This is a genomic window from Actinocatenispora rupis, assembly GCF_016861975.1.
Classification (GTDB): Bacteria; Actinomycetota; Actinomycetes; order Mycobacteriales; family Micromonosporaceae; genus Actinocatenispora; species Actinocatenispora rupis.
On record NZ_BOMB01000023.1, the window covers coordinates 147733 to 159197 of the forward strand.

At 70.8% G+C, this 11465-nt stretch carries 11 protein-coding genes; 6 read left to right on the forward strand and 5 right to left on the reverse strand.

The annotated features are described in order from the left end of the window. Window positions 1-346: 346 nt before the first annotated feature. The 5 genes from Aru02nite_RS20470 to dnaA form a co-directional block, all read right to left on the reverse strand. Window positions 347-916 carry a DciA family protein gene (locus Aru02nite_RS20470; RefSeq protein WP_373324922.1) on the reverse strand — a complete coding sequence of 190 codons (570 nt, stop codon included), beginning with the start codon at window positions 914-916 and terminating at the stop codon, window positions 347-349. Beyond that, entirely contained in the window at window positions 906-2075 is a 1170-nt protein-coding gene (gene recF, locus Aru02nite_RS20475) for a DNA replication/repair protein RecF (RefSeq protein WP_203660048.1), read from the reverse strand. The genes Aru02nite_RS20470 and recF overlap by 11 nt, the downstream gene beginning before the upstream one ends. Before the next feature lie 41 nt (window positions 2076-2116). Next, window positions 2117-2992: a phosphogluconate dehydrogenase (NAD(+)-dependent, decarboxylating) gene (gene gnd / locus Aru02nite_RS20480; RefSeq protein ID WP_203660049.1), complete on the reverse strand. Its 876-nt coding sequence runs from the start codon at window positions 2990-2992 to the stop codon at window positions 2117-2119. Between the two features lie 150 nt (window positions 2993-3142). Beyond that, window positions 3143-4279: a DNA polymerase III subunit beta gene (gene dnaN / locus Aru02nite_RS20485; protein ID WP_203660051.1), complete on the reverse strand. Its 1137-nt coding sequence runs from the start codon at window positions 4277-4279 to the stop codon at window positions 3143-3145. Window positions 4280-5068: 789 nt separating this feature from the next. Beyond that, entirely contained in the window at window positions 5069-6949 is a 1881-nt protein-coding gene (dnaA, locus tag Aru02nite_RS20490; protein WP_203660053.1) for a chromosomal replication initiator protein DnaA, read from the reverse strand. Between the two features lie 570 nt (window positions 6950-7519). Between dnaA and rpmH the strand changes: the two genes are divergently transcribed. The 6 genes from rpmH (at window position 7520) to rsmG (ending at window position 11374) form a co-directional block, all read left to right on the forward strand. Continuing rightward, window positions 7520-7657 (forward strand): 50S ribosomal protein L34, encoded by a 138-nt coding sequence (gene rpmH, locus Aru02nite_RS20495; RefSeq protein WP_203660055.1) that lies wholly within the window; start codon window positions 7520-7522, stop codon window positions 7655-7657. A gap of 23 nt (window positions 7658-7680) precedes the next feature. Next, window positions 7681-8088 (forward strand): ribonuclease P protein component, encoded by a 408-nt coding sequence (gene rnpA / locus Aru02nite_RS20500; protein WP_203660057.1) that lies wholly within the window; start codon window positions 7681-7683, stop codon window positions 8086-8088. Window positions 8089-8105: 17 nt separating this feature from the next. After that, on the forward strand, window positions 8106-8390 hold the full coding sequence (gene yidD / locus Aru02nite_RS20505) for a membrane protein insertion efficiency factor YidD (RefSeq protein ID WP_203660369.1): 285 nt from the start codon (window positions 8106-8108) through the stop codon (window positions 8388-8390). 43 nt (window positions 8391-8433) lie between these two features. Next, window positions 8434-9606, forward strand: a complete 1173-nt coding sequence (gene yidC, locus Aru02nite_RS20510) for a membrane protein insertase YidC (RefSeq protein WP_203660371.1) — start codon at window positions 8434-8436, stop codon at window positions 9604-9606. A gap of 180 nt (window positions 9607-9786) precedes the next feature. Then, window positions 9787-10368, forward strand: a complete 582-nt coding sequence (locus Aru02nite_RS20515) for a Jag family protein (RefSeq protein WP_203660059.1) — start codon at window positions 9787-9789, stop codon at window positions 10366-10368. 304 nt (window positions 10369-10672) lie between these two features. Then, complete coding sequence (gene rsmG, locus Aru02nite_RS20520; protein WP_203660372.1) at window positions 10673-11374, forward strand: 16S rRNA (guanine(527)-N(7))-methyltransferase RsmG; 702 nt, start codon at window positions 10673-10675, stop codon at window positions 11372-11374. Window positions 11375-11465 lie beyond the last annotated feature (91 nt).

Consider the following 11465-nt stretch of genomic DNA (forward strand, 5'->3'; position numbering starts at 1 on the left):
TTCACGGGACACGACAATCCGGCGAGCGCGCCCGCATCGGCCACGAGTACGGGCACTTCGGGCAGGTACCCAACCGACCGCCAGCCGACCCGCCCATAACGGGTGACCGGCCATCGGGGAGGACGGATGGACGGCGACCGACACCAGCAGTACAAGGGGTACGTCCGGGTCGGGGCGTACGACCCACACTCCAGGTGAGCGATCCGGGCGGCCACGCCGAACGGCCCGCCGGGCAGGTCGACGTGTTCGGCGACCCGGCCGACCAGTACAGCTGGCGAACCGACCCGTTCCGGCGCTGAGCCGTTGCGCCGCCGGATCCCTTGCGTACCAACAGATTCGGCGGCGCTCAGCCGTACGTGTCGCCGGGGCCGGGGCCGCGTACGCGCAGCGGACCGTGCCGCCAGGACGGCGCCGCGGGACCGTGGATGCGGAGCTTCTTGACCGGACTCGGGCGTACCTCCCGGGCGATCTGGGCCAGGATCTTCCCGCTGAGCAGGCGCAACTGCGTCGCCCACGCGGTCGACTCGGCCTCGATCGTCAGCTCGCCGTCGGTCAACTTCACCGGGCGGCAGTGGTCGGCGATGCTCGCGCCGACGACCTTCTCCCACGCGCCGAACACGGTCGCCTCCGCGGCCGGGCGCTGCCAGCCGCGGTCCTTCACCAGCTTGCTCAGCAGGTTCCCGAACGGTTGCGGGTCACGGGGATCCGGCCCCGGCCCGGTGTATCCCCGCCTGCGGTAGCGGCGCGGATCTCCGTCGCCGTACCGTCCCGACCGGCCCCGCTCGGTCCGCCTCGCCTTCGCCGCGTCGAGTACGGCGCGCGCCAGGTCCGGGCCGGTCAGCCCGTCCGGCAACCCGTCCCCCGCCGTACCGTCCACAGTGGACTTGTCGGGCTCCTCGGTCGGCTCAGACGACACGGCGCACCTCCCCGGCGGCGACGTCGAATCGCCCGCCCTGCAACGCTTCCGGTACGTCGGCGGCCACCGCGCAGGTGACGAGCACCTGGTCCGCGCCGGCCACCAGATCGGCCAGCCGCTCCCGCCGGCCGGCGTCCAACTCGGCGAACACGTCGTCCAGGATCAGCACCGGCTCGGCCCCCGCCGCGCGCAGCAACTCGAACGACGCCAGCCGCAACGCCAGCGCGAACGACCAGCACTCACCGTGGCTCGCGTACCCGCGGACGGGCAGGTCGCCGAGGGTCAGCAGCAGCTCGTCGCGGTGCGGGCCGTGCAGCGTGGTGCCGCGCTCGACCTCGCTCGGCCGGGCCTTCGCCAGCGCCGCGGACAGCCGCGCCGTCAACACGTCCCGGTCCGGGGTCAGCTCCCCACTGCCATCACCGTCCACAGTGGACTTGTACGCCGCCCGCGCGCGGCCCTTGCCCTGGCTGACCGCGTCGTACGCCTTCTCCAGGTGCGGGACGAGCCCGGCGACCAGCTCCAGCCGGCCGGCGACCAGGTCGGCGCCGTGCCGGGCCAGATGGCTGTCCCACACGTCCAGGGTGCGCAGGTCGGCGGCGACCGCCGGGTCACCCGAGTCCACCTTGCGCCGCCCGCCGGCCCGCCGCGCCAGGTACGACGTGCGCAGCAAAGCGTTGCGCTGCTTGAGAACCCGCTCGTAGTCGGCGCGGACCCCGGCGTACCGCGGGTAGCGCGCGACGAGCAACTCGTCCAGGTAGCGCCGGCGCTCGGCCGGGTCGCCGCGCACCAGCGCCAGGTCCTCCGGCGCGAACAGCACCGTACGCAGGGCGCCGAGGATCTCGCGGGCCCGCGGCACCGGCGAACGGTTGAGCCGGGCCCGGTTCGCCTTGCCGGGCACCAACTCCAGCTCGACCAGCAGCTCGCGGCCGTCGTTCACGACCACGGCCCGGACCACCGCCCGCTCGGCGCCGGCCCGGACGAGCGGGGCGTCCGACGAGACCCGGTGGCTGCCCAGCGTCGCCAGGTAGCCGAGGGCCTCCATGAGGTTCGTCTTGCCCTGCCCGTTCGGCCCGACGAAGACGCTCGGGCCGGGGTCGAGCGTCACCGACACCTGCGGGTAGCTGCGGAAATCGACGAGCTCGACCTGCCGGACGTACATCCTCGTCCCCTACGGTGTCGTGTCCCGGGCGTACCCCGGCGTCACTCGGCCTTGACCGCGTGCCCGCCGAACTGCTTGCGCAGCGCCGCAACCGCCTTCATCGTCGGCGAGTCGTCCTGCCGGGACGCGAAGCGGGCGAACAGCGACGCGGAGATCGCCGGCAGCGGCACCGCCAGCCGGACCGCCTCGTCCACGGTCCACCGACCCTCGCCGGAATCCGCCGAGTACGCCGCGATCTTCGCCAGCGTGGGGTCCTCGTCGAGCGCGCGGTCGAGCAGGTCCAGCAGCCACGACTGGATGACCGTGCCCTTGCGCCACGACTTGATCGTGCCCGGCACGTCGTCCACGATCTCCGACTTGGACAGCAGCTCGTAGCCCTCGGCGTACGCCTGCATGATCCCGTACTCGATGCCGTTGTGGACCATCTTCGTGTAGTGCCCCGCGCCGACGCCGCCGGCGTGGATGAAGCCGAACTCGCCCTCCGGCTTCAGCGCGTCGAAGACCGGCTGCACCTTCGCCACGTCCTCGTCGCTGCCGCCGACCATCAGCGCGTACCCGTTCTGCAGGCCCCAGATGCCGCCCGAGACACCGCAGTCGACGTACCCGATGCCCTTGGGGGCCAGGTGATCGGCGTGCAGCTTGTCGTCGGTGAACTTCGAGTTGCCGCCGTCCACCACGACGTCGCCCGGCGACAGCAGCTCGCCGAGCTGCTCGACCGTCTCCCGGGTCGGGTCGCCGGCCGGGACCATCACCCACACCACCCGCGGCGCGGACAGCTTCTCGACCAGCTCGGCCAGGCTCGCCACGTCGGCGACCTCCGGGTTCCGGTCGTACCCGACGACCTCGTGCCCGGCCCGGCGCACACGCTCGCGCATGTTGCCGCCCATCTTGCCGAGACCGATGAGCCCGAGTTGCATGTCCCCTCCCGATTCGACCCTTGGTCGTACGTCCGGTGTGCGGTCACGTGGCGGCCCCCGCGAACCGCCCCGCCCGCCCAGCGATGACGGTACGCGCGCCGCCAACCGGCCGGGCCGCGACCCGGAAACGGATGGCGGGCGCCACGACCGCTACTGGTTCGCGAACCGCACCGGCATGATCAGGTACTTGTACGACGTGTCGTCCTCGCCGTCCTCGGTGCTGCCCGAGATGACCGCCGGCTTCATCGGGTCGACGAACGACAGCCGCGCGATCGGCTTCCCCAACTGCCCCAACCCATCCAGCAGGTACTGCGGGTTGAACGCCGTGGTCATCTCGTCCCCCGAGTACTCGCACTCCAGGGCCTCGGAGGCGCGCGCGTCCTCGGTCGCGCCGGCCTCGACGACCAGCCCGTCGGTCGAGAACGACAGCCGGACCGGGTTGTTCCGCTCGGCTACCAGCGCGACGCGCTTGACCACCTCGGCCAGCGCCGCGGCGGGAACCCGCGCGTGCGCGACGAACTCGGGCGGGAAGATCGACCGCAGCGGCGGGTAGTTCTCCCCTTCCAGCAGGCGGCTGGTGGTGCGGCGCTCGCCGCCGGTGAACCCGATCATCCCCTCGCCGGCACCGGCCGCGGACAGCGCGACCCCGACCGAACCGCCCAGCGGCCCGAGCGCCCGCGCCGTCTCGCTCAGCGTCCGCGCCGGTACGAGCGCGGTCAGGCTCGTGTCCGCCTCGTCCGGCTGCCACTCCAGCTCGCGCATGGCCGCCCGGTACCGGTCGGTGGCGAGCAGGGTCAGCGTGTTGCGCTCCAGCTCCAGTTTGACGCCGGTGATCATCGGCAGCGTCTCGTCCCGGCCGGCGGCCACGGCGACCTGCGCGACGGCCGTGGCGAACAGCCCGGCGTCGATCCGTCCCGCCGAACGCGGCATCTCCGGCAGCGTCGGGTAGTCCTCGACCGGCATCGTCGGCAACGTGAAACGCGCGCTGCCGCAGGTGATCTCGACCCGCGAACCCTCGGTCGCCACGTCCACCGGCTTGGCCGGCAGCGCCCGGGTGATCTCGGCGAGCAGCCGGCCCGACACCAGCACCGTGCCGTCCGCGTCGGCCTGCACGTCGACCTGGACCTGGCTCGACACCTCGTAGTCGAACCCGGACACGGTCAGCCGACCGTCGCCCACCTCCAGCATCACGCCGGCGAGCACCGGCACCGGCGGCCGGTTCGGCAGGCTCTTGGCGGTCCACGCCACGGCGTCGGCGAGCGCGTCCCGCTCGACCCGGAACTTCATGCGATCCCCCCTGGGAGAACGTCGGTGTGCGTGGCGGCGGCGGTTGCCGGCGCCGCGGCGGGCCGGCGGTCAGGCTCGGTCGGCCCGCCGATCGCGGACTCGGTCAGACCATACGGGGACCGTCCGACAGTCGGCGAACCCTCACCTGATCCGGTACGGGTTGCCTTGGGCGTCTGATTCTAGGTGCCCGGCCGAACGGTCGCGGACGGTTCTCCCCGCTGTGGGTGCACAGCTTCCCATGTCGACCCGGACCCGACCCGACCCGGCAACCAGACGATTGGTCTTTGTTCTCTTAGAAGATCCAAACCATCATCGTCATAGGGCCTGTGGAAACTGTGGAGAACCCTCGTTTTCCCAGGTGGACCAGGTTGTGCGGGTGTGGGAAAGCTGTGTGGCCATCGGTTGATGAACCGGCGAGTCGTCCACAGGGCCCCGTCGTCCACCACCGTTGTCCACTCTCTGTCCAGAGGGAAACCGGCTTATCCACGGGCTCGTCCACCGGTAATCCCCAGGGTTGTCCCCAGGGCGATCGGACCCCTCCAGACCCCTCCGGATGGTTATCCACGGCCCGTCCACACGCCGTCCCCAGAAAACCGCCCGTTGACCACAGGTCATCCACCGGTTTGTCCACAATGGTTGTGCACAGGATGGGGACAACGCCTGTGGATTTCGGGGGTGTGAGACTCGTCGCCCACCCCATCCGACGCTCAGAACGGCGTGTCCACACCCGTCCACAGGTACGAAAAAGGGCCGGAGCACCCGGCCCCGGCCCTCGACGTACCGCTCGGTCTACGGCTCCTGCTGCTTGATCCGGTTCGTCAGCTCGGCGATCTGGTTGTACAGCGAGCGTCGCTCCGCCATCTGGCGCCGGATCTTCCGGTCCGCGTGCATGACCGTCGTGTGGTCCCGACCGCCGAACGCCTGCCCGATCCGCGGCAACGACAGGTCCGTCAGCTCCCGACACAGGTACATCGCGACCTGCCGCGCGTTCACGAGTACTCGGGAACGGGAGTGGCCGCGCAGGTCGTCCATGCTGACGCCGAAGTAGTCGGCGGTGAGCGTCATGATCTGCTCGGAGTTGATCTCCGGCCCGGCGCCGTCCGGGATGAGGTCGCGCAGGACCTCCTCGGCCAGGCCGAGGTCGACCGCCGCGCGGTTCAGGCTCGCGAACGCAGTGACGCGGATGAGCGCGCCCTCCAGTTCGCGGATGGAGTTCTGGATCCGGGACGCGATGAACTCCAGCACGTCGAGCGGCGCGTACAGCCGCTCGTGCGCGGCCTTCTTCTGGAGGATCGCGATCCGCGTCTCCAGGTCCGGCGGCTGGATGTCGGCCAGCAACCCCCACTCGAACCGGGTACGCAGCCGGTCCTCCAAAGTGGACAGTTGCTTCGGCGAGCGGTCCGACGTGATGACGATCTGCTTGTTGGCGTTGTGGAGCGTGTTGAACGTGTGGAAGAACTCCTCCTGCGTCCGCTCGCGACTCTCCAGGAACTGGATGTCGTCGATCAGCAGGATGTCCGCGTCCCGGTACCGCCGCTGGAACGCCTGCGTCTTGTCGTCCCGCAGCGAGTTGATGAAGTCGTTCGTGAACTCCTCGGTCGACACGTACCGCACGCTGCGCGCGTTGCCGAGGCTCGCCGCGTAGTGCCCGATGGCGTGCAGCAGGTGCGTCTTGCCGAGCCCGGACCCGCCGTACACGAACAGCGGGTTGTACGCCTTCGCCGGCGACTCCGCCACCGCGATCGCCGCCGCGTGCGCGAACCGGTTGCTCGACCCGATCACGAACGTCTCGAACGTGTACTTCGGGTTCAACCGGCTGTCGGTACGTGCCCCGCCGAACTCGCGCACCGGCCCCGCCGGCCGTACCGGCGCGGTGTCGACGCGGTCGTTGGTGTCGGGGCGGGACACCGGACGCCCGGCGTCGCCCCGCGTGTTGCCCACCCGGCTCGGGCCGTTGTCCACGGGCGCCGGCTCGTTCACCTCCACCCGCCGGAGCGGCTCGGCCGGACCCCGGTGCCGCGGCGGTTGCTGCGGCGCGACGGGAATGTCCAGTCCGGGCAGCGGCGGCGCCGGCATCTCGCCGAGCGGCAGCTGCCCGTCCGCCGGGCGGACCCCGGTGCCCTGCCGCGCCGCGTACTCCGCGCCGTCCGCGCGCGGAAACGGCGTTCCCGGAAAGGAGGTCTCGGAGAACGTCGGGTAGCCCTGCGCCGGGTACTCCGCCGGCTGGTACCGCGGGCCCGACTCGCCGCGCCCCGCCGTGTCGCGCGGTTCCGCCGGGTCGGTCATCCGATAGTCGACGCTCTCCCGATAGTCCGGACTCTCCCCCATCCGGTACTCCACCGGCGGCGCCGCCGACACCGGCGCCGGTACTCCCGGGACGGGTTCGCCGGCGAGCTGGTCACCGTCGTCGGACGGCTGGACCGCGACGGCGAGCTGGATGGACCGGCCGAGCCGGCGGGACAGCGCCTCGGTGATCGCCGGCCGCAGCCGCGACTCGATCGCGTCCCGGGTGAACGGGTTCGGTGCCGCGATGAACGCGGTGTCCTCGACGAGGGCCAGCGGCCGCGTCAGTCTCAACCATGCCTGTTGCTGGGGGGAGAGCGTCTCGTTGGCGAGCTCCTCGGTGGCCGCCACCCAGACCGCCGCGAGGTTGACCGCATCATCGGTCACCGTCGCGCACCCCCTCGCCTCCCCGCGCCAACCCCACGCCGCGCCTCGTACCTGCTGGCGACAGCCGGTCGGCGACCAGCGATCCCGCGGGTTATCCACAGGACCGTCCACAGCCTGTGGATACAGTGAAGCTTCCAGTATCAACCAGGGACGAACCGTACGAGTGCGGATCCTCGGAGCCGGGTGAGACACCGCGCCGCCGCACGACGGTCACATCGCATACACGGTCGCACACCGCCGTGCCCCGACACCGGCCCGGGTGTACCGGTAACCGGCGACGCTAACAGCGCGGGCGGTACCGGTACAAGATACCGGCAGCGAGATGGTCGAGGTGGAGCGTGACCTCGCGGCGTGTCGACACACGGGTGGTTGACTGCATTCCGGCCGGGGCGTAGCGTCCGCGGGCCTGCCCTGGCCGTTTGGTACGGTAGGAAAGCATGTCTGCGCCCGGCCTCGTGGCGCGGCCTCGGTCCGGGGCCGTCGGCGGGTTGGGGGCGAGTCGGCCGGGCCGGATCCGGCGACGGTGTGCGGACCTGCACCCCGGACCATACTGATCTTGGAGAACGTGACGTGAGCAAGCGCACCTACCAGCCGAACAACCGTCGGCGCGCCAAGACCCACGGCTTCCGGCTGCGCATGCGCACGCGCGCCGGCCGCGCCATCCTCGCGGCCCGCCGCGGCAAGGGCCGCGCCCGCCTCTCGGCCTGACGCCGGATCACGCCGAGCCGATCATGCTGCCGCCCGCCGCGCGGCTGCGTCGCCGCGCCGAGTTCGCCGCGACCACCCGCGGCGGGCGTCGTGCTGGCCGGGGTTCCCTCGTCGTACACCTGGCGCCGCCCGATGGCGACGCGACTGTGCCGCGTGTCGGATTCGCGGTGTCGCGGGCTGTCGGCAATGCGGTGGTCCGCAACACGGTACGACGGCGGCTCCGGCACCTGGTCCGCGACCGGCTCGACACCCTTCCGGACGGCTCGACGCTGGTGGTCCGCGCGCTCCCGGCCGCCGCTGAGCGTACGTTTCAGGAGTTGGCCCGAGACCTCGACGCCGCCCTCACCGCGGCCCGCGAACCCCGCCGCGGCGGCCCCCGCCAACCGGGGCGTACCGGGATGAAGGCGCGTCGATCGGGCGGAGCATCATGAACGCGGCCGACACGGTCATGATCGCCGACAGTTCGGGCGGTTCCCAGCCGGCCGGCAGGGTGGGCCGGCTGCTGATCGGCCCGATCGTCGCGTACCGTCGATGGATAAGCCCGGCACTGCCGGCCCGCTGTCGGTTCTACCCCTCGTGCAGTGCGTACGCCCTCCAGGCCATCGCCGTGCACGGCGCGGTCCGTGGGATCGGCCTGGCGATCTGGCGGCTGCTGCGTTGTCAACCGTTCCACCCGGGCGGGTACGACCCGGTGCCGCCGGCGCGGCGCCGTGCCGATGTGACTGGAGCCTGAAGCTGTGAGTCTGGACTTTCTCTACACGGCGATCTCGTGGGTCATGCTGCGCTGGCACGACCTGTGGGTGTACATCGGGCTCGGCGGGGACAACGAGTTCCTCGGTACCAACTGGGACTGGGTCCTCTCGATCATCTTCCTGGTCATCACGATCCGCGTCGTCCTCTTCCCGCTGTACGTGAAGCAGATCAAGTCGCAGCGGGCGATGCAGGCGTTGCAGCCGAAGATCAAGGAGCTGCAGGCCAAGTACAAGGGCGGCGACAAGCAGGCGATGCAGCAGGAGCTCATGGAGCTCTACCGCAAGGAGAAGGCGAACCCGATCATGGGCTGCCTCCCCCTCGCGCTGCAGGCGCCGGTACTGCTGAGCCTGTTCCACGTGCTGCGCCACCTGAGCAAGGTCACCGGCGAGCACAGCACGGCGTTCAAGGAGCTGTACGGCTGGACCGTGCCGCTGTTCGACAGCGCGTCGCACGCGCACCTGTTCGGCGCGCCGATCGCCGCGAGCTTCAAGTCCGACAGCGCCATGCTGAGCGTGCTGGGCTCGTCGTCGCTGCACGTCAAGATCGTGGCCGGCATCCTGATCGCGATCATGATCATCACGACGTTCCTGACCCAGCGCCAGATGATCGCCCGCACCGGGTACGCGACGGACCCGCAGCAGAAGATGATCCAGCGCGTGATGCTGTACGGCGTCCCGGTCATGCTGCTCGTGTCCGGCTCGATCTTCCCGATCGGTGTGGTCATCTACTGGGTGACGTCGAACCTCTTCTCGCTCGGCCAGCAGAGCTGGATCCTGCACAAGTACCCGCCGCCGCCGAACGCCGCGAAGGCCGCCGAGGCCGCTGGCAAGCCGCTCAAGGGCAAGGCCGCCGAGGAGGCGCGGAAGGCTGCCTCCGAGCGTGCCGCCGCCGCGAAGGCGCTCGCCCCGAAGCCCGGCGCCAAGCCGGTACGCAAGCGCACCGCTGCCGACGCCGCCGGTACGACCAGTTCGGAGGTCGCGGCGAACGGCAAGAAGCCCGCGGCCGCCGGCGCCACCCCGGCGAAGAAGGCACCGGCGAAGAAGGCCACCCCGGCCAAGAAGACGGCGGCGAAGAAGGCCACCCCGGCGAAACGTACGACGGGGACCGCGAAGGGCTCCGCGAACGGAGCGAAGAAGCTACCCGGATCGTCGGGTTCGCAGGCCGGCAGTGTCGGCAAGCGGAAAGGCGGGTCGTGAGACTGAGCCCGCCGGCAAGTACCGCCGGATCCTGGACTAGGGTCCGGCGGTATCTGTGAGGGGGCGGGCGGGCGACGTCGACGCGGTCCGAATGCGGACGCAGCACACGACGGCCCGTCGATAATGAGACTGTGACCGGCGTTCCGGGCGGGACGCCCTGGATCTTGGAGTAGTACAGCCGTGACCGACACGAGCACCAACCCGGTGGACGCCGGCGAGACGTCCGGCGACGAGACCGAGACCGAGGCCGGTACCAAGGAGACCGCGGGCGCCAGCGGGGGTTCCGCGGGTTCGCGCGATTCCGAGGCGCTGTTCGGCGAGAGCGAGATCGCCGCGGACTACATCGAGGGCCTCCTCGACATCCTCGACTACGACGGCGACATCGACGAACTCGTCCAGAGCGGTCGCCCGCTCGTCGAGCTGGTCGGCGACGGGCTCGATCCGCTGATCGGCCAGCGCGGCGCGACGCTGGAGGCGCTGCAGGAGCTGGCGCGGCTGGCGGTGTTTCAGCGGACCGGTTCGCCGAGCCGGCTGCTGCTGGATGTCGGCGGCTTCCGCGCCGCGCGTCGCAAGGAGCTGGCCGCGATCGCCAAGAACGCGGTGGAGAAGATCCGCGAGCACGGCGGCACGATCAAGCTGGAGCCGATGACCGCGTTCGAGCGCAAGTGCGTGCACGACGTGATCAACGAGCTCGACGACGTCGAGAGCGAGTCGGAGGGCGTCGAGCCGCACCGCCAGATCGTCGTCCGCGCGGTGGAGTAGGCGACCGCGCCGTTCGTGGGCGCCGGCCAGGGGCAGCAGCTCCGGGCCGGCGCCTTTTTCGTACTTGGGGCTTGGTGGGTGTTGACATTTCGGGCTGAGGACTTTCGTCAGTGTCGAATCCAACGCCCATAGGTCGGTATGCAGCAACTACGCGCCCGATTCGTCACCATTGGCCGGTACGGCTCGACCACGGTTCCGATCACGTACGACGGGCCTGATCCGGCCCCGAAGACGCGTTGAGATGTTGCCGACTCCCCCGGCACGGCGTCGAGCGGTCGGCGGTGGCGTTGCCGAAAATCTCTACATGGCTGATTCCACGGATCCCGGTGCCGCCGCGCTGCCGGTCGAACTCGCCGACACCGCCCGCCGCGTCTTCGGCGACCGCCTCCCGCTCGCCGAGAGGTACGCCGAGTTGCTGGCGACCGAAGGCACGGTACGGGGCCTGGTCGGCCCGCGCGAGACGCCGCGCCTGTGGGACCGGCACCTGCTGAACTGCGCCGTACTGGGTGAGCTGCTCCCGTCGGGGTCGGTTGTGGCGGATGTCGGGTCCGGCGCGGGTCTGCCCGGTATCGTGCTCGGAGTGGCCAGACCTGATCTGCGGGTCGTGTTGATCGAGTCGCTGGCCAGACGTACCACCTTCCTCGATGAGGTGGTCGACGAGTTGGAACTGATCCAGGTTTCCGTGGTGCGGGGGCGCGCCGAGGAACTGGTCGGTCGGCTCGGCCCGGTGGACGTCGTGACGGCTCGCGCCGTTGCTCCACTCGATCGCCTCGCTCGGTGGTGCCTTCCACTGCTGCCCGTGGGCGGAAGGCTGCTGGCGATGAAGGGTGCGTCGGCCACCGAAGAGGTCGCCGAGCACGAGAAGGAGGTACGACGAGCCGGCGGTGAACAGCCGCAGGTTCTGCGCTGCGGGGTCGGCCTGGTGGAGCCGGCGACCACGGTGATCGAGGTGGTCCGGAGTCGGGCCGGAGGTTCCGCGAAGAAACGGGGGCGGGTCAGGACATGAATGCCGGGGGGCACGCGGGAGCCGGGGGCGGGTTGGGTCATCGCCCACTCGGACAGGTTGTCACGAACGATACGGAGTCCCGCCATGGCTC